Genomic DNA, 26,941 nt, shown 5'->3' with positions numbered 1-26,941 from the left:
TCGCTATGCCGGCGGCACGAGCCACACAAAGGCCGCGGCAAGCGTTAGCGGCATCACCACCAGGCTACCAAGGTTGCCGATCAGCACCAGGGAAGCAACTTTTTGCGGCGCTAGCTGGTACTGTTCGGCGACTAAGTAATTGAGCACCGCCGGGGGTAGCGCGGCAAACACTAAAAGCACCGCGAGCTGCAGCGGGTTAAGCGGCAGCAGTACCATCAGCGGCAGCGCAATGACCAAGCCCGAAAGCGGGCACAAAAGCGCGCCGAGCATCCCGGTTCGCCAGTCGCTGAAGTCGATCTCCAAAAGCCGCACGCCGAGGGCAAACAGCATCAACGGAATGCACACCCCACCTAACATGTGCATCGATTCAAGAAGCCAGCCCGGCAGCGGCACGCCGCCTAGATTCACCATAAGCCCAGCCAAGCTTGCGAACACAATCGGCATACGCAAAAGCCGCCATAACGAGGTGCGCGGGTCGAGCATGTAAAGCCCTACCGAAAAGTGCAACAGCATTTCAACGATAAACACCACCACCGCCGCCGGCAGCGCCTGTTCGCCAAACGCCAGCACCAGAAGCGGCACCCCCATGTTGCCGGAGTTGTTGAACATCATCGGCGGCAGAAACACTTTCACATCAAGCTTAAGCCACTTGGCAAGCGGCCAGAGCACCAGCCCCGACCCCAACACCACTAACGCGGACGCAAATGCCAACCAAGCGTAGTCAGCAAGCGGCGCTTGACGGTCGGCCAACACCGCAAACACCAAAAGCGGAACAAAAAGCTCCATGTTAAGCGTATTGAGGCTTCTAATATCCGGCGTGCGAAAGCGCCCGTAAGCCGCGCCACAGCCAGCGATCAAAAACACCGGTAACAGCGTGGCGAGAATCTGCCCAATCATTTATTCCTCGACACCCAAAAAGCGCTCCCACAAACCCCTCACAGTCTCGCGCTCGGCCTGAAAATCGCCTTCATCCACGGTCGCTTTCCCGCCGGTCAAGGCCGCCCGGTGGGTAGTGCTGCGGTAAGCCAAGTAGGCGTCGCGCAGGCGTTCGGCTTCGTCCTTTGGCAAATGCCCGCTGCCAGCCAGCGTTTCCAGAATGCGAATATTATCGCTATAGGCCAGCAGCTCCGGCGTTTCATGGGCCAACGAAAGCACCGCGAACTGGCACAGAAACTCGATATCCACCATGCCACCGGCATCTTGCTTAAGATTGAACGTCCCGGTTTTTTTGCTCGCCAGATGATCGCGCATTTTATCGCGCATGTTGACCACGTCTTCACGCAGCGCTTCACGCTTGCGCGGCTGCGCCAGAATCTCCCCGCGCACGGCGTTAAACTTCTCCGCGAGCGCTTCGTTGCCCGCCACCACGCGCGCGCGTACCAGCGCTTGGTGCTCCCAGGTCCAGGCGTTTTCGCGCTGATAATCGGCAAAGGCATCGATTGAGGTGACCAAAAGCCCAGCGTTGCCCGAAGGCCGCAGGCGCATATCGACCTCGTAGAGCGAGCCGGCGGGCGTTACCGCCGTTAACAGGTGAATAATGCGTTGGCCAAGGCGAGTGAAAAATACCGGCGTATCCAGCGACCGCGGGCCATCGGTCGCGCCTTTGCCGTCGCTATCATGAAGAAAAACCAAATCCAGATCGGAGCTGTAGCCAAGTTCAATACCGCCGAGCTTGCCGTAGCCCACGATCAAAAACGCGGCCGTATCAATGTGCATTCCCGGCGGCGTGCCGTGTTTGCGCGTTAGGTGCTTCCACGCCATGGCGAGCACGGCGTCGAGTATCACCTCGGCAATATAAGTCAAGTAATCGCTTACTTTCATCAGATGCCGCGTGCCAGCGATATCGGAGGCCGCGACGTGTAAGGTCTGGGCGTGCTTGAACACCCGCAACGCTTCCAACTGCGCCTCTTCGTCATCTTCGGGAATGCGGTTGAGCGTTTGGCGCAGCTCATCGGCCAACCGTGCTTTATCCGCCGGTGTGTAAAGCGATTCCGGCGTCAACAGCTCGTCGAGCAGAATCGGGTAGCGGGCGAGCTGCTCGGCAATCCAGGGGCTCGCCGAGCACAGATGCATCAGATGCACCAGCGCCTGGGGATTTTCACGCAGCAGCGCCAGGTACGCGGTGCGCCGCAGCACGGCTTCAATCAGCGGTTGCACCCGGGGTAGCGCGGTATCGGGCGTCTCGCTTTGCGCCAGTGCATCAAGCAACAGTGGCATCAGCGCATCTAAACGCTCAAAGCCAATCCGCTGCATGCTCTGCACCGCGCGGGAATGATAAAGCCCACTAAGGCGTTTAAGCGCCTTGTCGGGCTCCACGAACCCGGCATCAGCCAAATAGCTTTCGGCTTCATCTTGTTCCAACTCACCGCGCCACACTAAGCGCCACTGTTCAAGGCTGGCGTCGCTGTCGCTGGTCTCTTCAACGTCATCTTCTGGGTCGGCAATCACGGCGTCGAAGTGGCGGCGTACCCGCTCGCGCACTTCGTCGAGTTTGGCCACCACCGCGGGCCAATCTTCCATATCGAGCGCCAACGCCACGCGTTCGCGGTCGAGCGCGTCATCCGGCAAGCGCTGGGTCTGGCGGTCTTCCAAGGCCTGCAGGGCGTGCTCGACATCGCGCAAAAAGGCGTAGTCGGGGATAAGCTCGTCCACCACGGCCTGCGGCAACAGCCCAAGCTCGGGCAGGCGGTTCAGTGCCCGGTGAAGCGACGTCACCTGCAACTCGGTATCGCGGCCGCCGCGAATCAACTGAAACGCCTGCACCACGAACTCCACCTCGCGAATACCGCCGGGGCCGAGCTTGATATTGCTTTCCATGCCCTTGCGCTTCACTTCACGGTTAATCATCGATTTCAGCTCGCGCAGCGATTCAATGGCGCCGAAATCGAGGTATTTACGGTACACAAAGGGGCGCAAGCTGGCCAAAAGCTCATCGCCCGCGTCGATATCACCCGCCACCGGGCGCGCCTTGAGCATGGCGTAGCGCTCCCACTCACGGCCCTGGTCTTGGTAGTAGGCCGAAAGCGCCGAGAAGCTGCCCACTAGCGGGCCGCCGTCGCCGAGCGGGCGCAAGCGCATATCCACGCGGAACGCAAAGCCATCGGCGGTGACGGCGTCCAGCGCCCCAATCAACTTCTGCCCTAGCTTGGTGAAGTACTCTTGATGGTCGAGCGCCTTGCGCCCACCTTGGGTTTCACCGCTCTCGGGGAAGGCGAAAATCAGGTCGATATCCGAGGAGAGGTTGAGCTCGCCGGCGCCCAGCTTGCCCATGCCCAGCACCACTAAACGCTGCTCACTCTCATCACGGCGCAGCGCCGGCAGCCCCCAGCGCGGCTGTAAAAACGCTTCCAACCAATCGAGCGCGCCTTCCAGGCACAACTCGGCAAGGTCCGACACCGCCGCGGCGGTATTCCACATCGCGTAGCCTTCAGGACGATTCAGCTCGCGCCACACGATGCCAAGCATCCGCGCTTGGCGAAAGCGGCGAATCGCCTGGTGCATGGCGGCTTCATCCTCGGCCGTCTCTAACCGCTCGGCTAGCCACGCTGCCTGCGTCTCGCGGCTGGGAGTTGCATCCAGCTCTCCCGCGGCATCGAGCTCGGCGAGTAACGTCGGCGTGCGCGCCAGTACATCCAGCGCAAAGGTGGAGACGGTGATGACCTTGGTAAGCGCCTCACGCCGCGACGCGCTAAGCGCTTCCCAACTTTCCGAAGGAGGTTCTTGGTCGCTCATGGACGCGATGTTATCCGCCTGGGTAAGCGACTCGTTTAAGCGCTGGCGGGCCTGTTGCGCCGGCGCTTTCAAAGGCGCGGGCAGAAAATCCAGCGGTAACATGTCGTCATTGAGTTCCATAGCGCCCTCGTTAGTTGGTTGTTATCTCAAGAATTTATTTTAATAACCTATTTCAAGAACTTATCCTAAGAATTTTTGCCAGCCTAGCAGGCCCCAGGTCAGGCCGGCGAGTATGAGCGCGAGCATGACCGCGGCCGAGCCAATATCCTTGGCTCGGCCCGAAAGCTCGTGGTGCTCGGTACCGATGCGATCGACCACGCTTTCGATGGCGCTATTTAACAGTTCAGTGATCAATACCAGCACGCAGCTGCCGATCAGCATCAACCAGGCGAGCGGCCCATCGCCGACCCACCACGCCAGCGGCAGCAGTACCAGCGTTATCCCCACCTCTTGGCGAAACGCGGCTTCGTGACGGAACGCCGCATTTAACCCTTTTAATGAGTAGCGCGTGGAGTGCTTTAAGTGTGTTAAGCCCGTATGGCCAGGTTTCATCAATCATCCTCACGTGGCAAGCGCCGTCTCGCGGTTAATGGGCGCGTATCATGTCATCCAAATCTTGCGTCAGCGGCTCTAGCACTTTGGTCCAGTTAAGATAAGGCGTTGTGCGGCTACCGTTAACCAACACGGTAAACACCCCCCAACGCCCGCTATCGGTGCGGAAATAGCCAGCGGCGGCGCGCACCGCAAATGGCTGGTTGAGCGTGCCGGTTTTTATCATCACATTGTGCTGAAACGCCTCAGGACCACGACGGATAAAGCGCATTACCCCGTTGGCGGGCGATTGAAACGTGGCGACAAAACTCGGGAACAGCGACGCTTGATGAAACATCGATTCCAGCATCAGGTTGACGCCGTGAGCGCTGGTGCGGTTACCGGTGGTTAAGCCGCTGCCGCTTTCCAGCGTGACCGGGCCGTGCCCCGGCAAACTCCTGGCGTACGCTTCCAGCGCCTCGCCCGCCTGGCGTAGCTGCGCGCCCGGTGTTTCGACCAGGTTGAGTGCCAGCACGTCGGCCATGTAGTTGTTGGAGTAGTTCATCACCCGCAGCAAAATCTCCTGCAGCGGCTTGCCGTCTACCGCGGCCAACCGGCTTGCGCCTTGAGGCGGCGGCTCGGCGGTGACCCTGGGTTCGCTTCCCATCACAATGCCCGCTCGCGTCAGCATGGCGTGAAGCGTTTGCGCCGTTTGTCTCGCGCTGTCGCTGGCACCGCGATAAACATCCCGCGGCCAGGCGTTGGTCGAGATCTGCCCGCTGATGCGCATGATATCGCCGTGCTCGTCGGTAAGGCGCTCGGCGTTAAGTTCGGTGCCACTGTTATCCGGGCGGGTCGTGACGCGATTATCCACCCGGGTGAGCGACGATGGGCCATCGCAGTGGGTAATACGCGCAGGCTCACCCGGGGTGGCCGCAGGCGCGACGTTGACGCACCAGCTGCCAAAGTTCACCCCGGCCGATGAGAGCGGCGCGCTGTAGCTATTCGCCACCCGTGAGCGCGCGTCGCAGCGGTCGGTGGTAATGCACTCCACCGGGCCAAAACGCCACTGACTCACCACCAAGCCGCCCGCCACTTCGCGCACGCCCGCTTGCTGCAAACGTTGCACCAATCGCCATAAATTTTCGCTGGTAAGACTTGGGTCACCGCCGCCCTCAAACACCAAATCGCCTTGCAACACGCCATTGGCATCGATCTCACCAGGGCTCACCAGCTGCGTGGTGAAACGGTGCTGCGGGCCAAAACGGTTAAGCGCCGCGGCCCCCAGATAGGCTTTGGTCACGGAAGCGGGTGAGCGCTCAGCGTTGGGGTTGAGGCTTGCCAGCGTCACGTTAGGGGCATTGAGCAATCGCGCTTCAGCGCTAATGGCAAACCCGTCGTTTTGTAACGCAGCCAAACGCGAAAAGTCGGCCTTCACCGTAGGGCTCGACAGCAACGTGAACGCCGCCACCACCAGCGACACGACGATAAACCCAGAACGCTTTTTCAATAACGTTTTTGTCACCATTTACATCCTTAATGCACGCTCATTTTGGAAAATACTTGTAGCAATACCACGCCGGCGACAATGAACACGATCCCCAGCACGCCAGGCAAGTCGGGCTTTTCGCCGAACACCACAATGCCCATTATGGTAACCAGCACGATGCCCAGGCCCGCCCAAATCGCATAGGCCACGCCAACGGGTAGCGTGCGCAACACTAAGCTTAACAAGTAAAACGCCAGGCCGTAGCCCACCACCACCACGATACTCGGCAGTGGGCGCGTAAAGCCCATCGAGGCTTTAAGCGCGCTGGTGGCCACCACTTCGGCCACAATCGCAAGCACCAAATAGACAAAGGTCATACACGCTCCAGATTCACGGTGAGACGCCAGAGAGCCTGGCCGCTATGGTCATACTTCGCTTCAAACGGGGTTAAATAGTCGCCATTGGGGTCATGCGCTGCCACATCCGGCGACTTACCCGTGGCGTACGCCACGGCTTGGGCAAACTCCTCGACGTACGTTTTCCAGTTCGAGCGCAGCTCCAGCCGCCCACCCAGCGCCAGCAGCGTAGGAAAGACCGGATGCCCGTGCCAGCGACGGCCCAAATGCAACGCCTTGGGGTAAGGGTTAGGGTAAAGCAAATAGTGACGCGAAGGCGCCCAGCCCGCCCGTTGTGCCAAACGCCAGAAATCGACCAAATCGGCGCGCATGAGAAGTGCATTCCCCGGCGGTTCGCCGTGTTCACGCCCTAAACGATCCTCACTGCGATCAACCCCGATCACCGCATGGTCAGGAAAAGTCGCCGCTAAGCGCCGCGTGGAAAGCCCTACCCCGCAGCCCGAATCGAGAATCAGCGGGGCGGCCTGCGCGTCAAGCCACGCATCGGCCTGGTCAAAGGCGACTTGGTTGTGCGCGGCAATGGGCTTTTGCAACGGGTGCGCCAGCGCCCGTGCCACACGCCGTGAAACATCCTGATGAGGCCCCGGCTGATTAGACGACACCGCGCGTGATCGCTTTTGCATGGCGGTTTTTACCCATTATTCGTCAAAAAGAAGCAGATTCTATCAGGCTCGTGTGCTTGTAGCATGACGGCGTTGCACGCCTGGTGCTATGATCACACTCCAACAAATGATGAAACGCACGTGATCGCCACGTTACCGTGATCGCATGCCAATCACGATTTTGACCACCACCGCACCACGAGGAACCCGGCTTGTCACACTTACCGGTGATTGTCGGCATGGGCGGCATCAATCCCGCCGGCAGAACCTCGGGCCATCAGGCCTTTCGCCGCACCGTGCTTGATGCACTCTCTACCGATCAGCAGCGTCAGACCTTAGAGAGCCTGGCCGCCCTTATGCGCCTTAATGCCGACACCCCCTCATCCATTGAGGCGCTGCGTGAAACGGTGCTTAAGCACACGTTGGTGCGCCGCAACGAAGACCCGCGCTTTAACCCACCGGGGATGCCCGCCAACCGCCAAGCCTCGCTTGGCCTAAGCGAGCCGATGCACTTTCAGCTGCGCCGCCGTCAGCTCCCCGAGCATATTCCCGACCATTGGGATGTACGCGAACTCGATGCGCGCCAAGTGGAAGTCAGCGTGCCCGCGGGCGACTTCAATGTGCTGCTACCCGATGCCCAGACGCCCAAAGTCTCGACGGCGGCTCAGCTGCCAAGCGGTTTTGATCCCGCCTCGCTTTATCGCAGCGTTCACCATCCGCGCGGACTTTCCATGGCGATTTTTAGCGCCAGCGATTGTATCGGGGCGAGTGGCTTCACCTGGGAAACCCTGCGCCAACGGCTCGACCCGGGCCAAATTGCTGTTTATGCCGGCAATTCCATCGGGCAGCTGGATGATCAAGGCTGGGGCGGGCTACTGAAAAGCCTGGTCAGCGGGCAGCGCGCCACCTCCAAACAAATGCCGCTGGGCTACGCGCAGATGCCGGCTGATTTTTTGAATGCCTATGTGCTCGGCAGCGTTGGCGGCACCGGCGCGGCGCTCGGCGCTTGCGCCAGTTTTTTGTATAACCTGCGCTTGGGCATCGACGATATTCGCGCCGGGCGCTGCCGCGTGGTAATGGTCGGCACCGCCGATGCCCCGATCACCCCGGAAATCATCGAAGGCTTTCGTGCCATGGGCGCACTGGCTGATGACGCGGGGTTGAAAGCATTAGACGCGCTAGAAAAGTTAACCGACGCTGACTATCAGCGGGCCTGTCGCCCCTTTGCGCGCAACTGCGGCTTCACCATGGCCGAATCAAGCCAGTTTGTCATGCTGATGGACGATGCGTTGGCGTTGGAAACCGGCGCGGATATCCTTGGCGCGGTGCCGGATGTATTCGTCAATGCCGACGGTTTCAAACGCTCTATCTCCGCGCCCGGCATCGGCAACTACATCACCTTGGGCAAAGCGGCGTCGCTTACACGCGACTTGCTCGGTGATCGCGCGCTTAAAGAGCGGACGTTTCTGCACGCCCACGGCACCGGGACGCCAAAAAACCGCGTCACCGAATCCCATGTCTTCGATGAAATTGCCCGCGCCAATGGCATCTCCGACTGGCCGGTGGTGGCCATTAAAGCGTTTATCGGCCATTCGCAGGGTTCCTCGGCGGGGGATCAGCTCATGAGCGCGTTAGGAAGCTTTGCTCACGGCATGCTGCCGGGCATCCCCACGCTGGATGCCGTTGCCGATGATGTCTATGCCAAGCAACTGCGTTTTTCGCAGCCGACGCAACTATTTCACGCCGACGCCGCTTTCATTAACGCCAAGGGCTTTGGCGGCAATAACGCCACCGGTGTGGTGCTGTCGCCAGAGGTCACCGAGCGGCTGCTGACTCAGCGCCACGGCGCACACGCCATTAGCGCCTGGAAAACACGCCGCGACGGCGTGCGTGAAGCCGCCAATACCTACCTTGAACAAGCCGACCGTGGGCATTACCAGCCGCGCTATCAGTTTGGCGAGCAGGTGCTCGAAGGCCCCGAGCTTGAGATTCATGCCGACCGGATTCATATCCCCGGCTACGATAAAGCCGTCTCGCTACGCGTGAACAACCCCTTCGGCCGCTTGGACGAGGCGACACCGGATGATAAGGAAACGTAATGAACATCGCCGTGTACCCTGGCACCTTTGACCCGATTACCAACGGCCACTTTGATTTGATCGAGCGCGGCGCTCGCATGTTCGATAAGGTCATCATTGCCATCGCGGAAAGCCCCGGCAAGCGCCCTGCTCTGGACCTCGACACGCGCATCACGCTTGCCCAGGAGGTGTGTGCCGAGCTTGCTAATATCGAGATCGTCGGTTTTTCATCGCTTTTGACCACGTTTATGCGCGAGCAGCAGGCCAATATCATCCTTCGCGGGCTTCGCGCGATGTCGGATTTTGAGTACGAACTGCAGCTCGCCAATATGAATCGCACCCAAAACCCCGAGCTTGAGAGCGTTTTTCTCACACCGGCGTTAGAAAATTCCTATATTTCCTCCACCATGGTGCGCGAAATCGCCAAACTCGGCGGCGACATTTCGTTGATGGTGCCTGCGCAGGTCGCACAGGCGCTGCACAAGCACTACAATAGCTAGCCAACCGTCTATTGTTGAGTAAAATACTCAGGTATCGCGCGCCGCGATGCCGAGTGACGCCGTACACGAGGTATGCCCATGGCTTTAATGATTACCGACGAGTGCATTAACTGCGACGTCTGCGAGCCCGAATGCCCCAACGACGCGATTTCTCCCGGCGAGGAGATTTACGTGATCGACCCTAATCTATGTACCGAGTGCGTCGGCCATTACGATGAGCCACAGTGCCAGCAGGTGTGCCCGGTGGATTGCATTCCTCTTGACCCCGAGCGACCCGAGACCCACGACCAATTAATGGAAAAGTACCAGCGGATCACGTCGAGCTAACCCCGCGTCTGTGTCCTCCATTACCATCCCACCACGTCAACGCATTTGGGCGCTGGCGTGGCCGATTATCCTCTCCAATATTACCGTTCCGCTCCTGGGGCTGGTGGATACCGCCGTGGTCGGCCATCTGCCGGACTCACGCTACTTAGCGTCTGTCACGCTAGGGGCGACGCTGTTTAGCTTTCTCTATTGGGGGTTTGGCTTTTTGCGGATGGGTACCACCGGGCTCACCGCCCAAGCGGTCGGGCGTGAAAGCGATACGGAGGTGCGTAACCTGCTCGGCCAAGCATTGATCATGGCCGCCGTCATTGGCGTGCTTTTGATCGTGTTGGAATCGCCGCTGATTTCACTGGGCCTGTGGCTGCTTGATGGCAGCGAAACCGCTACGCCGCTGGCGCGGGAATACGCCGAAATCCGCATTCTTTCGGCCCCGGCGGTACTGGCGAACTACGCCATTTTGGGCTGGTTTCTCGGCCAACAGAATTCGCGCGTGACGCTGATGATTCTGGTGCTGACCAACAGTGTCAATATCGTGCTCGACCTGTGGTTTGTCGTCGGGCTTGGCATGACCAGCGACGGCGTGGCCTGGGCAAGCGTGCTGGCCGACTACGCAGCGTTTATCTTTGGCACCGCACTCGTACTGCGCCAGCTTGGCTGCCTCGAAGGACACTTTCTTCGCCATCAGCTCACCTCATTAGGCGCTTACCGGGCGCTGTTTCATGTGAACGCTAATCTGTTCGTGCGCACCCTTGGGCTTTTGTTCGCCATGGCGTTTTTCACCGCTCAGGGCGCAAGCCAAGGCGATACCATCCTGGCCGCCAACGCGGTGCTGTTGCAGTTTATTATGCTGGTGAGCTACGCACTGGACGGCTTTGCCCACGCCGCGGAATCACTCATTGGACGCGCTTTCGGCCGTCGCGATTGGCGAGCGTTTGCCGCGACGGTAAAAGCGGCGGCACGCTTCTCGCTGTGGACAACCCTTGCCGCCTCGCTGGCGTTTGCCCTTGGCGGTAACGCGCTCATTGCCCTGCTCACGGGCCTACCGGAAGTGCGTGCTACGGCGGCGGTATACCTGCCGTGGATGGTGGCCATGCCGCTTATCGCGGTATGGAGCTATTTGCTTGACGGCGTATTCATTGGCACTACGGCCGTCAAGGAAATGCGCAACAGCATTTTTATCGGTTTGGCGGCTTATTTACCCGCGTGGTGGCTCGCCACTGAGGTGCTAAGCCGCGAGTATCACAATCACGCACTCTGGTTCGCTTTCACGCTATTTGCCTTAGTGCGCTCGGGCGTGTTGATCATTTACTACCGCCGCTACCGTTTGACCCGTTGGCGGTAGTCGCGGTGGCCACCGTTCACGCTGAGCCTGTCGAAGCGTAAAACGCAACGGCTGCAAAATTGGGGGCAAAACACGTATATTGAAACCGCACGTGACGTATAACCAATAATAGCGAGCCTCTCATGCTAAAGATGATTTCAAAGCCGGCGGTTAAGCTGGTTGAGCGGTATTTGCCTGACCCATATATTTTCGTTCTCCTACTCACCATTATTGCCGCCGTGGCGGCGATTGCCGTTGAACGCCAGACGCCACTGGCCGTGATGCGGATGTGGGGTGATGGATTTTGGAACCTTCTTACCTTCTCGATGCAAATGCTGCTGGTGCTGGTGACCGGCTTTATGCTGGCAAGCTCACCCCCCGTTAAGCGCCTGCTGCAGAAAATCGCCAGCTTCGCGAACACCCCTGGCGGCGCGATTTTGCTAGTCACCTACGTTTCGCTTATTGCCAGTTGGATCAACTGGGGCTTTGGCCTGGTCGTCGGCGCGCTGTTCGCCAAAGAGCTCGCCAAACTGATCAAGGTCGATTACCGTCTGCTGGTCGCCAGTGCCTACTCGGGCTTTGTGATCTGGCATGGGGGGCTGGCAGGCTCTATCCCGCTGACCATTGCCACTGACGGCCACTTTACCGCGGACCAAATCGGCGTGATCGGCACCGGCTCCACCATTTTTGCCTTCTTTAACCTGGCGATTGTGGTGTGCTTATTTATCGTCATGCCGTTGGTTAACCGCATGATGCTGCCGGACGAGAAAGACAGCGTCTACGTTGACCGCGCCCAACTAGAAGACGCCACCGATGAACAAGGGCCGACACGCATTACCCGCCCGGCGGAGCGCATGGAAAACAGCGTTATTCTCGCCTGGCTGGTAGGGATTCCGGGGCTTATCTTCCTGCTCGATCACTTCCTACTACGCGGCGGTGGCCTGAACCTGAACGTGGTTAACTTCATGTTCCTGTTCTTAGCGATTGTCCTGCATCGCACCCCACGTAGCCTTTTGACCAGCTTGCACGAAGCGGTCAAAGGCGGCGCGGGCATCGTGATCCAATTCCCGTTCTACGCCGGCATCATGGCGATCATGATCCAGTCAGGGCTCGCCGCCAGCATGTCGGAGTGGTTGGTGTCCTTTGCCACCGAGACGTCGCTGCCGTTCTGGTCTTTTATTAGCGCCGGGATCGTCAACTTATTCGTGCCTTCCGGCGGCGGCCAGTGGGCGGTGCAGGCGCCGGTGATGCTACCCGCCGCTGAAGCCCTGGGCGCAGACGTCGCGCGCATCGCCATGGCGGTTGCCTGGGGCGATGCCTGGACCAACCTTTTGCAGCCGTTCTGGGCGCTGCCGGTACTCGCCATCGCCGGGCTAAAAGCCAAAGACATCATGGGCTTTTGCTTGGTGCAGCTATTCATTACCGGTGCGGTCATTTCCGTGGGCTTGGTGTGGTTCTAAACGCTCACTAAGCGCTAACTTTTCAAGAAATTGCCTCTTTTCCTCTCACACGGTTTAACACCAAGGGAGAGGGAAAGAGGCCACGACATAGCGAGAAAGCCGTGTCCCTTTTTTTACACTGGATTGAACATATTGCGCTCACGGTAGAAGCCGTGGGCGTTGCCGTGATGGTAGCCGGCTTTTTGATTGCCACTTACCGCTTTATACGTCACCCCAACTTCTACGACAGCCCCCATGCCTATCTGGCCTACCGCCATGGGATTGGCCGCTCGATTTTGGTGGGGCTAGACTTTTTAATTGCGGGCGACCTTATCAAAACGGTGATCGTGGTGAATACCGGCGAACAGGTTGCCACCCTCGCGGCTGTGGTGCTCATTCGGGCGTTTTTAGGCTTTACCCTACATGTCGAAGTCGAAGGCCATTGGCCGTGGCAAAACCATAAGTTCAAGCGCCGTGATATCAAAAGCAGTCGCCGGCCCTATAACGACGCCTCCCAATAATGAGTCAAGCATCAGGCTTGACTCATTATTCAGGCCTTTTACTGCATTATGAAAGCTCCCCGTAACCCCAAGCGATTCGCACGCCGGGAACGATTATCTTAACTTGCCGCATCCTGAACGGCTTTGCCGCCTTCTTGTACGTCTTGCCCCACGCCCGACATGGTATTGCAGCCAGTAAGCGCACCCATGGTGATTAGCGCAATAAAGCCACCGGCAAGGGCTTTTTTCAAGTTGAATCGTGTCATCGCACTCTCCTTTCCTTTTGCTATTTCCACAATGAAAAATTGATCAGCGCAGCCTGCTCGGCTTTACCCAACCACGCTCTTTCAGCGTAACAGCATTAATAGAATTGCGCTCATTAAGGCTGCTATGCTCGTGCTTTACGCCAAGATCCTTCACCCCCAGATAAAGGAACCTTGCATGAACGATATTGCCTTGGATGAGCGCTTGGAAGCAGACACCTATCCGGTGACGGAGTTACCCCTGTGCCGAGTGCTGTTAATGGATGATGCGCGCTTTACCTGGGTGGTGCTGGTGCCTCACCAGCCCCATATCAGCGAAGTCTTCGAACTTACCTTGGATGATCAAAGACAGCTCTGGCGAGAAGCCAGTGCGCTGGCCGACGCCATGAAAAAAGGGTTTAATGGCGACAAAATGAATATCGCCACCCTCGGTAACGTGGTCAGCCAACTGCATCTCCATATTATCGTGCGCCACCACGACGATGCCGCCTGGCCCAGCCCAGTATGGGGCATTGGCAAACCCACACCGTATTCTCTTGATGATCAAGCCGAGGTGCGCGATAAGTTATTAGCGCTCATTGAAGGGCTCGACGTCGCCCCCGACAACAACGCTTAACCTCTTAACGGATTCGCCTCTTGGCGCGTGGCAGGTTCGTTGAGCAGCGGCATGCCACCAGGCTGCGCGACGCCAGCCAAGCTTAGCGACACCCCCAAGGCAACAATCACCACACCGCCAGTCAGCGCCAACCAACCGGCGAGTTTTTGCCCGCGTTGGCGCTGACGCTGACTCACCAACCGCCGTTTGGCCCAATCGCGAGCAAAAATCGTCGCCAACGCCAACGCTGACACCGTCAGCCCCGTTCCGAGCGACATCGCCACCACGGCCGCCACGCCCAGCATAAACTGCCCCAGTAGACTCGCCGCCCCCAGCATCAATACCGCACCGCTACATGGGCGCATGCCGATGGCACCCACGGTCATCAACGCCGTGCGCCAATCCAATGCCTGCGTGGGCTCCACATGGTGAGCCCCGCCGCAACCGCAATCGGCATCATGCGAGTGAGTGTGAGTGTGAGTGTGAATATGGGTATCGTGGTCGTGATGACCATGGTGGTGATGAAAATGGTCGTGATGATGGTCGAGGGCATCGGGTGCTTGGCCCTGCGGAGCACGATACGCCGCGCGTAGCTGCTTGAACGCACGCACACAGAGCCAAATCCCGAGCAGCGCCACAAGCAAAAAGCTCGCTTGCTCCACCACCGTGACACTCCCCATGGCTTGGCGCGTGACCCAACCCAGCGCGTGCACCAGCACGACCACCAGCGCAATGGCAGTGACCCCTTGCAGCATCGAGGCGGCAAACGACAGCCCCAGCGCGCGGCGCGTCGCGCCACCATGGGAGGCAAGGTACGTTGCCAACACGGCTTTCCCGTGCCCTGGCCCTGCCGCGTGGAACACGCCATAGCCAAAGCTCACACCTATCAGCATCGTCCAGGTCGCGACGGAGGGGGTTTGGGAAAGCTCGGTGATCGTCAGTGTCAGCGCACGGTGCAGGTCACGCTGCCAGCTTAAAAGCTGATAGCTCAGCACCTGAAAGGCGCCAGATAAAGCGGCGTAGGCCAGCACCGCCAGAAGCGCAGCCAGCCCTACCGCCACCATACATTTACGCCAGCTTAACGACACGCCACCACCCCGGTTTCTGCAAAATGACGCCCAAGCCCAGGCTCGCCCTGCTCATCTTTATCCAACATTGTCGCCCGCATGATGAGCTCAGGGTCCGGGTCGGCAGGCTCGACGTTTAACGTACAGTCGTACTCGCCGCGCAGCGTCAGCGCCTCATCGAGCACGGTATTATCTTCGGCTTCGTGCACGACTTCCAAGTAGTAGGTTGGGTCGAAGACTTGATACGTCAGTTCACTCTCTTTTAGCGGCTGCGGTTTTGCCAGCGGCAGCCGGAACATAAAATGCAGCCGACCGTTTCGCGCCAACGCGGTGTAATTGGTGACCTCGCCCAGCGCCTGACGCTCACCGTTAAGCCGCACCTCGGTAAAGTAGTGCTGGGCCGCTAAATTGTCGCGAATCTCATGCGCGAGATGGTCAAGCCCTTCGTCTAAATTTGCCTCTTCCCCCTGAGAAAGCTCTTCTAGGACGACGAGGCTATAAAAAGGGTCCATCCGCCATGTCTGGTGCAGCGCCGTGGCATTGCCGTCAGCATCGGTCATTACCTCCACGCTCAAATCAATCCAGCCGTGAGGGTGTGCCAAGGCAGCGCTCGGCACGGCGCTTATTAGCACGCCACTTACCGCCAGCATCAGCCCTTGGGCTAACCAGCGTGTTTTCGCTTTTTGCGTTACGCTCTTCATAAAACGTTCTCTCGCCTGCCAATGCCTTGCGATCATAATGGAGTCCTGATGCACCTTTTACTTTGCCCCGACAGTTTTAAAGATGCGTTAAGTGCCCAGGCGGCTGCTAGAGCGATGGCACGTGGAATACAACGTGCAGCGCCTCAAGCGCACATTGACCTGTGTCCACTGGCCGACGGCGGTGAAGGCAGCCTTGATGCCTTAATCGCCGCCACCGGAGCCGAGCGGCGCATCGCTTACGTGCATGACGCCCTTGGCCGACCGACCCAAGCCGCTTGGGGCTGGTTTGAAGCAGAGCGTACCGCGTTTATCGAGCTAGCAGAAGCCAGCGGGCTTCAGACGCTTAGCGCCGACGAGCGCGATGCCCGCACTACCTCCACCTATGGCGTTGGCGAGTTGTTTCGTGCCGCCCTGGAGGCTGGCGCCGCAAAGGTCCTTTTGCTACTCGGCGGCAGCGCCACCAACGATGCCGGTGCCGGTATGCTGGCCGCCCTTGGCGCCAAATTATTGGATCGCCACCACCAGCCGCTCGCCCCTGGCGGGGCCGCGTTAGCCGAGCTGCACTCGCTTGATCTTAGCAGCCTCGACCCGCGACTTGCGCGTCTTCATGTGGAAGCCGCCGTCGACGTCGACAACCCGCTACTTGGCCGCCACGGTGCAAGCGCCGTCTTTGGCCCACAAAAAGGCGCCACCCCCGAACACGTTGCCGAACTCGACCGCGCGCTGACGCATTTTGCCGAGATCACCGCGCGCACTTTAGGCGAAAATCACCGTGCGTTGCCCGGTGCCGGGGCTGCTGGCGGTATGGGCTTTGCCGCACGCGCTTTTTTCTCCGCCACGCTCAAACCTGGCATTGAGCTCATGATGCAGCAGGCCGATATGTCGCATCGACTGGAACGCGCGGACCTGGTCATCACCGGCGAGGGCCGGCTCGATGGCCAAAGCCTTAGCGGAAAAACGCCGATCGGCGTCGCCCGCGCCGCGCACAAGGCAGGCAAGCCGGTCATTGTGCTGGCGGGCAGCCTAGGCGAGGGCTGGGAAGCCTGCTACGCCGAAGGGGTGACCGCCGCGTTTGCACTTGCCGATGGCCCCATGTCGCTTGACGAAGCTGTCACACGCACCACCACGCTGGTGGAGGCGCGCTGCGAAGGTCTTATTCGCCTCTGGCAGGCAGCTGGCTCTTGAAACATCCCCCCACCAGCCACATATATCAATAAGACTATTACGTTCAGTCCACAAAATCTTTCAAGGAGATCGAGATGACCGATACCAATAGCATTGGCCTACACACGGGCAGCGCCAGTCAGCTCGCCGAAAAACTCAACGATTTGCTGGCCAACTACCAGATTTTCTACATGAACGTGCGCGGCTATCACTGGAATGTAAAAGGCAGTAACTTCTTTGAGCTGCATGCCAAATTTGAAGAGCTTTACACGGATTTGCTGACCAAAGTGGATGAAGTGGCCGAACGTATTTTGACCCTTGGCCATAAGCCGGTTCACGCGTACACCGATTACGTGAAACTTTCGCACATTCAAGAAGATAAAGACGTTCACGACGGCGAAGCCTGCGTCAAAGGCGTGCTCCAAGGCTATCAAACGCTGATTGAGCTACAGCGTGAACTGCTGGCGCTGGCCGCCGATGCCGATGACGAAGGCACCGCGGCTCAAGCGGGCGACTACATTCGCGAGCAGGAAAAAACCGTGTGGATGCTTAACGCTTATCTGGGTAAATAACACTTATCACGGTAAATAACGCCTCGCTAGGTCAATAGTGCTAGTCCGTTAACACGCAAAACGGCGCCTCTCAAAAGGCGCCGTTTTTTGCATATTAACCGCGATGTCGGGTTGGTCCGAAGCGTTGGCGAATGCAGGCAGTTTTCGTCAACGCCTAGCGCGCCGTGGCAGCCAGTAGCGCTGTCAACATCTGCCAAAACTCGGTGACCGAGGCAAGCTCCACGCGTTCATCCGGTGAGTGGGCACCCCGGATCGATGGCCCAAACGAGATCATATCCAAATGAGGATACTTGCTGCCGATAATGCCGCATTCAAGCCCCGCGTGAATGACCTTAACGCCAGCATCGCGACCCAACAGCGCTTGATGTTGCGCCTTAAACGCGGCCAGTAGCTCACCCTCAGGGTTGGGTACCCAGCCAGGGTAGCCGTGTTCGGCTTTTGCCCGCGCCCCCATCAGGCCAAACAGCGCTTGAAAGCGATCCACCATGGCGTCAACGGCACTGTCATGAAGCGAGCGTACCAGCGCACAAAGGTGAAAACGCCCACCTTCTAGGCTTACCACACCCAAATTGTTCGAGGTCTCGACTACGCCGGGCACGTCCGCGCTCATGCGCTCCACGCCGCAAGGGGCGGCGTGGAGCGTTGCCACCAGCATGGCGCTGGCATCATGGTTCAAGGCGTCGCCTTCAAAACGCGCCGGCGCTGCCGTCAACTGCAGGCCGCTATCGGCGCTACCCAGCTCGCGCTTAAGCGTCTGCTCTAGTTGATTGACCTTCGCGACGGCTGCCTCAACAGTATCAGCAGGCAGCAACAGCGTAGCAAACGCCTCACGCGGGATAGCGTTACGCAGGGTACCGCCTGCGTAGCCGCCAAGCCGTGCCCCTAGCGGCTCCAGCGCGCGTAGCACCCGAATGAGCAAGCGGTTGGCATTGCCCAGCGGTTGGTGGATATCCATCCCCGAGTGACCACCCTTCAGACCGGTAAGCGCCACGCGCAAGCCGCACTCGTCGTCGTTGGCGCTGCTTGTGGGCAGCTGAGCCTCCACCACCACGTCGCTGCCGCCGGCGCAGCCGATGTACACCTCACCGCGCTCCTCGGAATCCAAGTTGATCAGCCGCTTGCCCTCAAGCCAACCCTCGGCTAGGTTTAGCGCGCCGCCCATCGAGGTTTCTTCTTCCAAGGTAAACAGCGCTTCCAGCGGGCCGTGGGTTAGCGTTTTATCTTCCAGCACGGCCAATGCCGCCGCCACGCCGAGGCCGTTATCCGCGCCGAGCGTGGTGCCATCGGCGTGCAGCCAGCCATCGTCGACATACGTGCGAATGGGGTCGCGGCTGAAGTCATGCGTCGTGCCGGCATTGGTTTGGGCGACCATATCCAAGTGCCCTTGCAGAATCACCCCCGGCGCCTTTTCGCTGCCGGGCGAAGCGGGCTTTTTGATTCGCAGGTTGCCAAAGGCGTCGCGATCGTGCGCGAGGCCCTGTGCATCAGCCCATGCCTCTAGCGTTGCTACCAGCGCCGCCTCTTCCCCGGAGGGGCGCGGTGTATCGCACAACGTACGAAAATGGCGCCATAGCGGCGCCGGGTCGAGCGTTTCAAGATGATCGTTCATGACAACTCCGAAAAATTCACCCGGCCACTTTACCGCCATGGCGCTAGCACCGCTAGAGCAGCGCCGCCACCGCCTGGCGTAGCGCCGCCACCGAGGCTTTGTGACCTTTTTCCAGCGGCCGGTTTTGAAACGCCCAGCCGGCAAGGGCGACAAGCGCTGCCTGCGGCGCCGGCGTTAGCGCTTGTTGGGCGGCGTTAACCGAAAGCGCTTGCAACGCGGCCCGCGCCAGACGTGGGTCGCGCTTGGCGTAGGCGACATCCTCGGCGTCTTGGCGCTGAGTCTCGCTGAGCGTCAACCGCGGCCAATGGCCCAGAAGCAGCACCAACACATCAGTAGGAAGTTCCCGCAGCTCAAACGCTAATAAGTTGAAAAAAGCTTCCTGAAAACGCTGACGCAGCGCGACCAGCACTTGCTCGCCGTGAGGGCTAAGCGCCTTGGCCACCATGACGGCGAACTCGCCAGTGGTCGTATCGCGCGAAATTCCCACCCTGACCGGCAAAAAACCGGCCTGGCACCAAAAACGCACCAGCCCCGCCTCGGCACCGAACGTGGCCCCAAAAAGGTCAATGCCCTCGTCGCGGGCGGCCGCCATTTCCGCCGTCAGCAGCGCCTGGCCGCTGCCGTGACGGCGCGCCTCCGGGTGGACGGCAATCCGCGTTACCCGGCGCCAGCGGGCAATCAAGGCGCGGCGACACCCCCCATGCGCGGCTAACGACTGCGCCAACAAGTGCCCTTGGGGGCGGCGCTCGCCGCGGGCGACCTGCTCGGCAAGCTCAGGCGTAAAATCGCCTTCGGTGCGAGTGACCACCACGCCCTGCGGGGCATGTATTGGGCCATGAACGCGAATCTGCGTCGCGGGGCCATCCAGCAGCTGGCGCACATCGGCGGGCGTGGTGCGGTAGTGTGATTGCACCAACAAGCCAAATAACGCACTGAGCGCGGTTTCATCCCGAGCGAGCGCGGCTTGCGAGACGCGGTAAGGCTTGCCTTCGTCACTAACTCGCGGCGGCATCGGCGCTTTTAGCAGCAGCAAACGGTTGAGTGTGGCCTCCAACGGGTCACCCGCGCGCCAGCGCACGGGGGTCTCAAGTGTTAGCTCGCGCCACTGCGGCGTATAGCGGTCAAGCTGATCGCGAAAGCGCAGCGCAAAGCCGCGCCCTGAGCCTTCGTAGCCGTGTACCGTGGTCGCAAACGCGATACGCGAAAAGGCCTGCAACCAGCGGCCAAGCAGCACGGCAGGAATGGCGGCCGCTTCGTCCACCAACAAATAGCTGCCATCGCCGCCGAGTTCATCGCGCTCAACGCCGGCAGTCAATGCATCCGGCGCGACAAACGCCACGCGCTGGCCACTCGCCAGGCGCAGTTCATAGGGCGAAAGCCGCTCGTCCTGCGGGCACAGCGCCGCCACGCGCTCAAAAAGCGGCGCCACCGCGGCCGGGCGGGGCGCGGTAACCCAAATCGTTTCAATGCCTTTATTTAGCAGCCGTGCGCACGCGATGCCGAGCGCCGCGCTTTTCCCGCGGCCACGGTCGGCGGTGATCACCAACGGGCGACGACGCTTAAGCGCGGTGAGCATGGCAACTGCCCGGGCTTGATCGTGAGTGAGGCAGTCCGCATCCAGCGGCGGTGTCTGCTGCCGGGCACTGGCGGGTAATCGCGGCAAGTGCACGCCCTCGCCGACTCGCCAGTGGATGACGCCCGCGTCAGCGCGTAGCAAGCGGGCAAGCCGAGCGATATAGTGAGACGTCAGCGACTCCCACGCGTAAGGGTAATCCGCCATGCGGCGATAATCGCGATCCGGGGTGCTGCCCCAATCGTGGGGGGTGATCAGTACCAGCAGCCCCCCCGCCATCAGCGTTCCGCCCAGTGCGCCGAGGGCATCCGGGTCAAACCCTTCGCTTGCGTCATAGACGATCAGTTGATGCTCTTGGCCTAACCGAGTGCGGGCTTGAGAAGCCGGCAAGGAAGGCTTGCAGGAGGGGAGCTCTCCGCTTGCAGCGTCATTCATCCCTACCCATAGCGGTGCCTGCCACGCGTAGGCGTGCCAAAGAGTCTGCGCCTCGCAACGTGCGCGCGCCGGGTTACCCTCAAGCCATAGCCATTGGCGCCAGCCACGACGTTGTAACCGTTTTGCATGCCCGATTACGGCACTAAGCCCGCGCGCTAACCCAGACGCTGAGCTCACGTAAGTGTTCATAACGCGCCTACATTAGTGACATAAACTACCGACATTGCTTACGACTTTGGTTGTAAAAATTCAGTTTTCTCAACGCTTAGCTCCCCGCTTTAGGCGCACAAGTCATCACCAATTTTTCGTAACTTTATGATTAATATGTATTTTAAAAAGCTGTTGGCGCACACCGGCGTTGACCAACGCTTTTTGCTGATATTGCACAGCAACCCCGCGTCTGTGCTAGGTTGTTTTCGCAGCAGTAAGCGAAAACTTTACGCTAACGTAAACTATCGCTTGCGCAAATAGCGCTACATTCGGGTAGCGGTGGCATAAACGGTGGTTAACCTTTATTTTAAAATCTGTTTACCACTATATTATTATTTACAACACTTTACCCAATAACGCTAAACGCCAACCTCATTAGGAAGTTAAAAATGACAAAGATGACCAAATTTGCCGTTACCGGTCTTGCCGCGGGCATTGCCCTTGCCGCGCTGTCCTCCACCGCGCATGCACAAGAGCAGTGGACCATGACCACCACGTGGCCGGATAACCTGGATTTGATCAAAATCGACCAGCACTGGGTCGAATTGGTCAACAAGCTGGCGGGCGATGAGTTGCAAATCAACTTTCGCGCTGGCGGTACACTAATGCCTGGCACCGAGGTGTTCGATGCTACCGAAACCGGTGCGATTCAAGCCTCCGGCGACTGGCCGGGCTATTGGGCTGGCCGCAGCCCGGCGTTCTCGCCGCTGGCCACGACCACCAGCTTGTTTAACGGTGTCGACTATCTCAACTGGATTCAGCAGTGGGGCGGTTTTGACCTGTACCAAGAAGTGTATGGCGATTACAACATGGTGTACCTGCCCTACGGTATCACCAACAACGAATCCGGCTTTATGGGCAATACGCCGATCGAGAGCATCGCCGATCTTGAAGGCAAGCGCCTGCGCCTCTCCGGCCGTGACCAGGGTCGCGTGTTAGAGATGCTTGGCGGTTCTCAAGTCACCCTCGCCGGCGGCGAAGTGTACCAAGCGATTGAGCGGGGCGTGATTGACGCAGGTGAGTTCTCCACCCCGGGCGTCGACTACAAAGCCGGCTTTTCCGAAGTCGCGGATTATTGGTCAACGCCCGGCTGGCACCAGTCCGCCAGCGTTTTCGGCGTCATGATCAATAAAGATGCGTGGAACGCACTCCCCGAAGAAACCCAGGAAACGCTGAAAATCGCGGCGGATGCCACCATGGCGTGGTCACTGGCATGGTCAGAGCGTGAATCCACTGAAGCGACGGTGAAGTTCCAAGAAGATGGCGTTGAAATTAGCACCCTCTCAGCGGAAGACCTCGCCACCATCCAAGACGCGACCAACGAAGTGATTCTGCGCGGTGCCTGTGAAGACCCGATGCACGCCAAAGTTTATCACTCCATGATCAGCTACATGGAGCACTATGCTAACTGGCGTGATGTGACCGTGCCGTTCAACATGAGCCGTTCTATCGACAACCTGCCGTCTCTCGAAGAAATCGAAGCCTGCATGTAATCTGCTGCCGTCACCGCCCTGGCGCTTGCGCTGGGGCGTTTTTTTTGTCGCGCGTCGTTATTATCAATAGCCCTTATTCAGAATCGGGAGACTTCCCATGCATGCGATCGCAAAAGCCATTGATGCGTTCAATGAGCTCTTTGGGCGAATTGTGGCGCCTTTGATCGGTGTCATCACGCTGATTGTGTTGTATGACATCGCGATGCGTTTTTTTCTCGGACGCCCTAGCGACTGGGCATTTGACGTCACCAAGATGCTGTTCGGCGCCCACTTTATGCTGATGGCCGCCTACGGGCTTCGTCACCACGCTCACGTGGAAGTCGACGTATTAAAACGTCTGTTATCACGCAAAAAACAAGCGGTACTGGAAATCGTCGGTTACGCCATCTTTTTTGTCCCCTTTATCTGGCTGTTGCTAACCCAAGGCTGGGCGTTCTTCGAACGCTCCATCAGCCGTGGCGAAACCACCTACGGCATGGTGTCGATTCCGGTTTACCCCGTGAAAGGCGTGATCGTGCTGGCCGCCGTATTGATCTTGCTGCAGGCCATCGCCATTGTGCTGCGTGCTATTATTCAGCTGCGTGAGGAGAACCACGCATGAGTGCAGAATTACTCACCCTGGTGATGTTTGGTGGCCTATTAATTGGCCTGTTTATGGGGCATCCGCTGGCCTTTGTGCTTGGCGGCGTCGCGGTGATTGGCGCGTATTTAGGCCCTGGCATCCACACCCTCGGCATTATTATTAATAACGTCTATGGCAACGCCATGGATAACTACGTCCTTGTGGCGATCCCCTTGTTTATTTTAATGGCGCGGTTTTTGAACGACTCGGGCGTCACCGAGAAAATGTTCGACGCCATGCGCTTGTTACTCGCCAACCTGCGCGGCGGCTTAGCGCTTACCGTGGTCGTGGTGTCGGTGCTGCTGGCGGCCACCACGGGCATCGTTGGGGCTTCCATTGCGGTGATGGGCATGATTGCGCTGGTGCCAATGCTGAAGTACGGCTACAACAAAGAGCTCAGCGCCGGCGTCATCATGGCAAGCGGCTGCTTGGGCATTTTGATTCCGCCCAGCATCATGCTGATTTTGATGGCGAGCTACTCGCCCGTCTCGGTCGGCGCGCTGTTTGCCGGGGCACTCGTGCCCGGGTTAATGCTCGGCGTGATGTACGCGCTCTATGTGCTGATCATCTGCTTTGTGAAGCCCTCTTACGGCCCTAAAGTGCCCGCCGCAGAGCAGGCAGAGGTCAGCACCAAGGGGCTTTTGATCATGCTGGCGAAGTACGTCGTACCGCCAATGTCCTTGATCCTTGGCGTATTGGGCGCGCTGTTTACCGGTATCGCGACAGCGACCGAGGCGTCGGCCATTGGCGTTTTCATCGCCTTTCTCCTGTTTATGATCTTCGGCGACCGTAAGCTCTCCACCTGCTACCACACGATGATTGAGGCGGGCAAAACTACCACCATGGTGATGCTGGTCCTGGTCGGCGCCACCGCCTTTACTGGGGTGTTCTCCCTTGGCGGCGGCATGACCGTCATCAGCGACGTTGTGCTCGGGATGCCCGGTGGTACTGTCGGCGCCCTGCTATTGATGCTCTTTTTGGTGTTTATTTTGGGCATGTTCCTCGACTGGACAGGGATCGTGTTGTTGAGCTTCCCGATCATGCTGCCCATTGTGGAATCGATGGGGATTGATGTGCTGTGGTTCGTGGTGATGGTGGCCGTGGTGCTACAAACGTCCTTCCTCACGCCACCGTTTGGTTATGCGCTGTTTTATCTCAAAGGCGTGGCGCCGCCTGGGGTGGAAATCGTGGACCTCTACAAAGCGGTGATTCCGTTTGTGGCGATCATCCTGTTCGCCTGCACGTTGATGGCGTTTTTCCCGGCGCTGATTACCGGCCTGCCGGCGATACTGCTCAACTAGCCGATACCCTTCTGTTTTTGTGTCTCCCGCCTTCGCCTGCGTTATTCCACCGCAGGCGAAGGCCTTTTCATGGCGGCGTTTGTACACAGTGAGCGGTGAAGTGATGCTATTTGCGACTGATATCTCATCGCATTATCGCCGGCGCGCCAATGCAGACGCGACGCTGTGATACCTCACCGGAAAGTCTGTCCAGGCAACGCCAACGGCATTTTTATAATTGGTAAGACCAATCAAGCCTCTTTTTCAAATCAAAAGCCATTACAACAGGCACTCAGCAAAACATTCCCTTTTAACCTCATATTGGTCAGACCAATAAATGCTTGTTTCAGGATGTAGACTCATCGATAAAAATGCCAAAAGCACTATCTATTAGTCTAACGCCCTCGCACATAAGGAACAGATCTCAAACAACGCAATATAACAACATTTAGCCTATATTTAGCTCGGTTATAGCGTCTTTAGCCGCAATTTTATCGCGAAATGTTAAAACAGCGCATAGGCCCATGCTGGCAACCAGTTGAATAGTGTTGAAACTGCTACTTGAGCCTCTGCACGGCTGGCTATAGCCTCACCAAGGCAGTTAAGCCTGAATAAACAACAATCAGTGTAAGCGGAGAAAGGTTCATGAATATGTTGACCCGCACAAAATCGTTAATGCGTTTCAAGCTCGCCGGCACAGCCGCTGCCGTGATTATGGCAACGGGCACCATGGCAACAGCGGCCAACGCTCAGGAGCAAGTACGTTGGCAGGTTCCAATTGCGTTCCCCTCCAACCTCGTTGGCTTGAGCACACCGGTTGTGCATCTGTCGGAGTCTCTGAAGGCGGTATCCGGTGGCAATATCAACCTCCGCTATTACGAGCCAGGCGAGTTGATTCCTGCGTTTGAAATTCTCGATGCGGTTTCGGAAGGCCAGTACCCGGCAGGTTTTACCTGGGTTGGCTATGACCAGGGCAGCATTCCTTCTCTGCCGTTATATGCTGGCGCGCCCTTCGGCATGGAACCTTCCTCTTACCTGGCCTGGTACTACCACGGCGACGGTCACACACTGCTCGAAGAAATCTACGAACCCTACAACGTTCAACCGCTGCTTTGCAGTATGATTGGCCCGGAAGCGGCTGGTTGGTTCGCCGAGCCGGTTGAATCCCTTGAGCAGATGGACGGGTTACGCATTCGTTTTGCGGGTATCGGTGGCCGCGTCATGGAGCGCCTCGGTGCTTCCGTTACCATGCTGCCGGGCGGCGAACTTTACCAGGCAATGGAACGTGGCACGATTGACGCCACCGAGTTTTCAGCTCCTGCGGTTGACCGTATCCTGGGCATGCAAGAAATCGTCAATAACTACCTGATGCCGGGTTGGCACCAAACCTTTACAACCGCTTTCCTATTGATCAACAAGGATTCCTGGGCTTCGCTTGAAGAGGCCACCCGCGCCCAGATCGATATGGGTTGCCGCTCAGCAACACTGTTTGGTCTATCTGAAAGTGAGTGGGAAAACCCACTGGCATTGCAAGGCTTTGTCGAGGAAGGCGTCAACGCCCAGGTTCTGCCGGAAGAAGTTCTGCAGGAACTGCGCACTATCACCCATGAAGTCCAGCAGGAAATCGCCAACGAAGACGAGATGTTCCGTCGCGTACTCGACAGCCAGCAGGATTGGATGCGTATTCACGGCGAATGGCGCACCAAAGGCTACCTACCGGCCGAGTACTTCAAGCCTGAAAACATTCAGCAGTTAGACTGATCGCCTGTGACACGACTGGCCGGGGCATCGCCATGATGCTCCGGCCTTGTTTATGCCAAGACACATGAGACTGATACTATGTCTACGCCTTCCCAGGATCCTTCACAAACGCTTCCCACCAATGCGTTAAGTTTTCGGCTGGATTCCATGATTGCTTTTACCGGCAAGCTGCTCTCCTGGCTGTGGGTTGTCACTATTGCGGTTGTTCTTACTAACGTGTTCAGCCGCTTTATTCTTGGGCGCGGTTCAATTGCGCTGGAGGAGCTTTCCTGGCACTTCTTTGGTGCCACCATGATCATGACACTGGCCTATGCCATCGTGACAGATGATCACGTGCGTGTGGATGTGCTGCGTGAACGTTTTTCACTTCGCCTGATGGCATGGATTGAATTGCTTGGCATTGCGCTTTTGATGCTGCCACTGCTGTATTTCATAATCGATCAGCTGATTGAATATGCCTACCGGTCATTCGAGCAGGGCGAAAATTCCCAGGCACCTAGCGGCCTACCTTACCGGTTCATTCTTAAAAGCACCCTGCCCATCGGCATGATACTGATTGCAATTGCCATGGTGTCGCGTCTATTACGGTGTACAACCTATCTCTTCAAGTTTCCTCGGGAAGTGCGGCCAACGCACCCGACCGACTTCCGCTAACGCCTGA

25 protein-coding genes are annotated in these 26,941 nt (G+C 58.4%); 14 read left to right on the top strand and 11 right to left on the bottom strand.

Annotated elements, in window-relative coordinates; translation table 11 throughout:
* Positions 1–3: 3 nt before the first annotated feature.
* From QC823_RS00265 to trmB, 6 genes are read right to left on the bottom strand one after another with little or no spacing between them, the layout of a single operon-like run.
* Positions 4–897 (bottom strand): AEC family transporter, encoded by an 894-nt coding sequence (locus QC823_RS00265; protein ID WP_309654355.1) that lies wholly within the window; start codon positions 895–897, stop codon positions 4–6.
* Positions 898–3,852, bottom strand: a complete 2,955-nt coding sequence (gene glnE, locus QC823_RS00260) for a bifunctional [glutamate--ammonia ligase]-adenylyl-L-tyrosine phosphorylase/[glutamate--ammonia-ligase] adenylyltransferase (RefSeq protein WP_309654354.1) — start codon at positions 3,850–3,852, stop codon at positions 898–900.
* 60 nt (positions 3,853–3,912) lie between these two features.
* Entirely contained in the window at positions 3,913–4,284 is a 372-nt protein-coding gene (locus QC823_RS00255) for a diacylglycerol kinase (protein ID WP_309654353.1), read from the bottom strand.
* 34 nt (positions 4,285–4,318) lie between these two features.
* A complete protein-coding gene (gene dacB / locus QC823_RS00250) occupies positions 4,319–5,788 on the bottom strand; it encodes a D-alanyl-D-alanine carboxypeptidase/D-alanyl-D-alanine endopeptidase (protein ID WP_309654352.1) in 1,470 nt (489 codons plus the stop codon).
* An 11-nt stretch (positions 5,789–5,799) separates the two neighbouring features.
* Positions 5,800–6,129 (bottom strand): DMT family transporter, encoded by a 330-nt coding sequence (locus QC823_RS00245; protein ID WP_309654351.1) that lies wholly within the window; start codon positions 6,127–6,129, stop codon positions 5,800–5,802.
* Positions 6,126–6,791, bottom strand: a complete 666-nt coding sequence (gene trmB / locus QC823_RS00240) for a tRNA (guanine(46)-N(7))-methyltransferase TrmB (protein ID WP_309654350.1) — start codon at positions 6,789–6,791, stop codon at positions 6,126–6,128. The genes QC823_RS00245 and trmB overlap by 4 nt, the downstream gene beginning before the upstream one ends.
* Positions 6,792–7,009: 218 nt before the next feature.
* Here trmB and QC823_RS00235 point away from each other — a divergent pair, with 218 nt between their 5' ends.
* From QC823_RS00235 to QC823_RS00210, 6 genes are all read left to right on the top strand, one after another.
* The gene (locus QC823_RS00235) at positions 7,010–8,869 is read left to right on the top strand and encodes a beta-ketoacyl synthase (RefSeq protein ID WP_309654535.1); all 1,860 of its coding nucleotides are present in this window, start codon (positions 7,010–7,012) and stop codon (positions 8,867–8,869) included.
* Complete coding sequence (gene coaD, locus QC823_RS00230; RefSeq protein ID WP_309654349.1) at positions 8,869–9,348, top strand: pantetheine-phosphate adenylyltransferase; 480 nt, start codon at positions 8,869–8,871, stop codon at positions 9,346–9,348. Before QC823_RS00235 ends, coaD begins: the two co-directional genes overlap by 1 nt.
* A 78-nt stretch (positions 9,349–9,426) precedes the next feature.
* Positions 9,427–9,675, top strand: coding sequence for a YfhL family 4Fe-4S dicluster ferredoxin (locus tag QC823_RS00225; protein WP_309654348.1), 249 nt, complete (start codon positions 9,427–9,429; stop codon positions 9,673–9,675).
* 10 nt (positions 9,676–9,685) lie between these two features.
* Positions 9,686–11,017, top strand: a complete 1,332-nt coding sequence (locus tag QC823_RS00220; RefSeq protein WP_422823536.1) for an MATE family efflux transporter — start codon at positions 9,686–9,688, stop codon at positions 11,015–11,017.
* A 122-nt stretch (positions 11,018–11,139) separates the two neighbouring features.
* A complete protein-coding gene (locus QC823_RS00215; RefSeq protein WP_309654347.1) occupies positions 11,140–12,456 on the top strand; it encodes a short-chain fatty acid transporter in 1,317 nt (438 codons plus the stop codon).
* A gap of 101 nt (positions 12,457–12,557) precedes the next feature.
* Positions 12,558–12,956, top strand: a complete 399-nt coding sequence (locus tag QC823_RS00210; protein ID WP_309654346.1) for a DUF1622 domain-containing protein — start codon at positions 12,558–12,560, stop codon at positions 12,954–12,956.
* A gap of 98 nt (positions 12,957–13,054) precedes the next feature.
* On the opposite strand, the gene QC823_RS00205 is transcribed toward QC823_RS00210, so the two are convergent.
* On the bottom strand, positions 13,055–13,186 hold the full coding sequence (locus QC823_RS00205; RefSeq protein WP_309654533.1) for an entericidin A/B family lipoprotein: 132 nt from the start codon (positions 13,184–13,186) through the stop codon (positions 13,055–13,057).
* Between the two features lie 190 nt (positions 13,187–13,376).
* Between QC823_RS00205 and QC823_RS00200 the strand changes: the two genes are divergently transcribed.
* Positions 13,377–13,814 carry an HIT family protein gene (locus QC823_RS00200; RefSeq protein WP_309654345.1) on the top strand — a complete coding sequence of 146 codons (438 nt, stop codon included), beginning with the start codon at positions 13,377–13,379 and terminating at the stop codon, positions 13,812–13,814.
* Here the strand turns inward: QC823_RS00200 and QC823_RS00195 are convergent.
* Together QC823_RS00195 and QC823_RS00190 are read right to left on the bottom strand one after the other, a co-directional pair.
* On the bottom strand, positions 13,811–14,857 hold the full coding sequence (locus tag QC823_RS00195) for a nickel/cobalt transporter (protein ID WP_422823545.1): 1,047 nt from the start codon (positions 14,855–14,857) through the stop codon (positions 13,811–13,813). The genes QC823_RS00200 and QC823_RS00195 overlap by 4 nt on opposite strands.
* 14 nt (positions 14,858–14,871) lie before the next feature.
* Positions 14,872–15,561, bottom strand: a complete 690-nt coding sequence (locus tag QC823_RS00190; protein ID WP_422823535.1) for a DUF1007 family protein — start codon at positions 15,559–15,561, stop codon at positions 14,872–14,874.
* Between the two features lie 48 nt (positions 15,562–15,609).
* On the opposite strand from QC823_RS00190, the gene QC823_RS00185 reads away from it, so the two are divergent.
* Both QC823_RS00185 and QC823_RS00180 read left to right on the top strand, forming a co-directional pair.
* Positions 15,610–16,746: a glycerate kinase family protein gene (locus QC823_RS00185; RefSeq protein WP_309654343.1), complete on the top strand. Its 1,137-nt coding sequence runs from the start codon at positions 15,610–15,612 to the stop codon at positions 16,744–16,746.
* A gap of 74 nt (positions 16,747–16,820) precedes the next feature.
* Complete coding sequence (locus QC823_RS00180) at positions 16,821–17,297, top strand: Dps family protein (protein ID WP_309654342.1); 477 nt, start codon at positions 16,821–16,823, stop codon at positions 17,295–17,297.
* A gap of 154 nt (positions 17,298–17,451) precedes the next feature.
* On the opposite strand, the gene QC823_RS00175 is transcribed toward QC823_RS00180, so the two are convergent.
* Positions 17,452–18,906 (bottom strand): aminoacyl-histidine dipeptidase, encoded by a 1,455-nt coding sequence (locus QC823_RS00175; protein ID WP_309654341.1) that lies wholly within the window; start codon positions 18,904–18,906, stop codon positions 17,452–17,454.
* A 52-nt stretch (positions 18,907–18,958) separates the two neighbouring features.
* Complete coding sequence (locus QC823_RS00170; protein WP_309654340.1) at positions 18,959–21,103, bottom strand: tRNA(Met) cytidine acetyltransferase TmcA; 2,145 nt, start codon at positions 21,101–21,103, stop codon at positions 18,959–18,961.
* A 410-nt stretch (positions 21,104–21,513) separates the two neighbouring features.
* Here QC823_RS00170 and dctP point away from each other — a divergent pair, with 410 nt between their 5' ends.
* The 5 genes from dctP (at position 21,514) to QC823_RS00145 (ending at position 26,934) form a co-directional block, all read left to right on the top strand.
* Positions 21,514–22,617, top strand: coding sequence for a TRAP transporter substrate-binding protein DctP (dctP, locus tag QC823_RS00165; RefSeq protein WP_309654339.1), 1,104 nt, complete (start codon positions 21,514–21,516; stop codon positions 22,615–22,617).
* 97 nt (positions 22,618–22,714) lie between these two features.
* On the top strand, positions 22,715–23,218 hold the full coding sequence (locus QC823_RS00160) for a TRAP transporter small permease subunit (protein ID WP_309654338.1): 504 nt from the start codon (positions 22,715–22,717) through the stop codon (positions 23,216–23,218).
* On the top strand, positions 23,215–24,540 hold the full coding sequence (locus QC823_RS00155; protein ID WP_309654337.1) for a TRAP transporter large permease: 1,326 nt from the start codon (positions 23,215–23,217) through the stop codon (positions 24,538–24,540). The genes QC823_RS00160 and QC823_RS00155 overlap by 4 nt, the downstream gene beginning before the upstream one ends.
* 624 nt (positions 24,541–25,164) lie before the next feature.
* Entirely contained in the window at positions 25,165–26,280 is a 1,116-nt protein-coding gene (locus tag QC823_RS00150; protein ID WP_309654336.1) for a TRAP transporter substrate-binding protein, read from the top strand.
* Between the two features lie 78 nt (positions 26,281–26,358).
* A complete protein-coding gene (locus tag QC823_RS00145) occupies positions 26,359–26,934 on the top strand; it encodes a TRAP transporter small permease subunit (protein ID WP_309654335.1) in 576 nt (191 codons plus the stop codon).
* The last annotated feature ends 7 nt before the right edge of the window (positions 26,935–26,941 follow it).

This window comes from Vreelandella vilamensis (assembly GCF_031451755.1).
Lineage (GTDB): Bacteria > Pseudomonadota > Gammaproteobacteria > Pseudomonadales > Halomonadaceae > Vreelandella > Vreelandella vilamensis.
The sequence above is the reverse complement of the archived record's forward strand: the minus strand, read 5'-3'. Positions and strand labels throughout refer to the sequence as shown.

Excerpts from the sequence above, each read along its gene's own strand:
- QC823_RS00190 (WP_422823535.1), bottom strand. The coding sequence starts at position 15,561 with ATGAAGAGCGTAACGCAAAAAGCGAAAACACGCTGGTTAGCCCAAGGG.
- QC823_RS00145 (WP_309654335.1), top strand. The coding sequence starts at position 26,359 with ATGTCTACGCCTTCCCAGGATCCTTCACAAACGCTTCCCACCAATGCG.
- QC823_RS00195 (WP_422823545.1), bottom strand. The coding sequence starts at position 14,857 with ATGGTGGCGGTAGGGCTGGCTGCGCTTCTGGCGGTGCTGGCCTACGCC.
- QC823_RS00225 (WP_309654348.1), top strand. The coding sequence starts at position 9,427 with ATGGCTTTAATGATTACCGACGAGTGCATTAACTGCGACGTCTGCGAG.
- QC823_RS00265 (WP_309654355.1), bottom strand. The coding sequence starts at position 897 with ATGATTGGGCAGATTCTCGCCACGCTGTTACCGGTGTTTTTGATCGCT.
- QC823_RS00150 (WP_309654336.1), top strand. The coding sequence starts at position 25,165 with ATGAATATGTTGACCCGCACAAAATCGTTAATGCGTTTCAAGCTCGCC.
- QC823_RS00200 (WP_309654345.1), top strand. The coding sequence starts at position 13,377 with ATGAACGATATTGCCTTGGATGAGCGCTTGGAAGCAGACACCTATCCG.
- QC823_RS00215 (WP_309654347.1), top strand. The coding sequence starts at position 11,140 with ATGCTAAAGATGATTTCAAAGCCGGCGGTTAAGCTGGTTGAGCGGTAT.
- dctP (WP_309654339.1), top strand. The coding sequence starts at position 21,514 with ATGACAAAGATGACCAAATTTGCCGTTACCGGTCTTGCCGCGGGCATT.
- QC823_RS00235 (WP_309654535.1), top strand. The coding sequence starts at position 7,010 with ATGGGCGGCATCAATCCCGCCGGCAGAACCTCGGGCCATCAGGCCTTT.
- coaD (WP_309654349.1), top strand. The coding sequence starts at position 8,869 with ATGAACATCGCCGTGTACCCTGGCACCTTTGACCCGATTACCAACGGC.
- QC823_RS00180 (WP_309654342.1), top strand. The coding sequence starts at position 16,821 with ATGACCGATACCAATAGCATTGGCCTACACACGGGCAGCGCCAGTCAG.
- trmB (WP_309654350.1), bottom strand. The coding sequence starts at position 6,791 with ATGCAAAAGCGATCACGCGCGGTGTCGTCTAATCAGCCGGGGCCTCAT.
- QC823_RS00170 (WP_309654340.1), bottom strand. The coding sequence starts at position 21,103 with ATGAACACTTACGTGAGCTCAGCGTCTGGGTTAGCGCGCGGGCTTAGT.
- QC823_RS00255 (WP_309654353.1), bottom strand. The coding sequence starts at position 4,284 with ATGAAACCTGGCCATACGGGCTTAACACACTTAAAGCACTCCACGCGC.
- QC823_RS00160 (WP_309654338.1), top strand. The coding sequence starts at position 22,715 with ATGCATGCGATCGCAAAAGCCATTGATGCGTTCAATGAGCTCTTTGGG.
- QC823_RS00245 (WP_309654351.1), bottom strand. The coding sequence starts at position 6,129 with ATGACCTTTGTCTATTTGGTGCTTGCGATTGTGGCCGAAGTGGTGGCC.
- QC823_RS00155 (WP_309654337.1), top strand. The coding sequence starts at position 23,215 with ATGAGTGCAGAATTACTCACCCTGGTGATGTTTGGTGGCCTATTAATT.
- QC823_RS00185 (WP_309654343.1), top strand. The coding sequence starts at position 15,610 with ATGCACCTTTTACTTTGCCCCGACAGTTTTAAAGATGCGTTAAGTGCC.
- QC823_RS00175 (WP_309654341.1), bottom strand. The coding sequence starts at position 18,906 with ATGAACGATCATCTTGAAACGCTCGACCCGGCGCCGCTATGGCGCCAT.
- glnE (WP_309654354.1), bottom strand. The coding sequence starts at position 3,852 with ATGGAACTCAATGACGACATGTTACCGCTGGATTTTCTGCCCGCGCCT.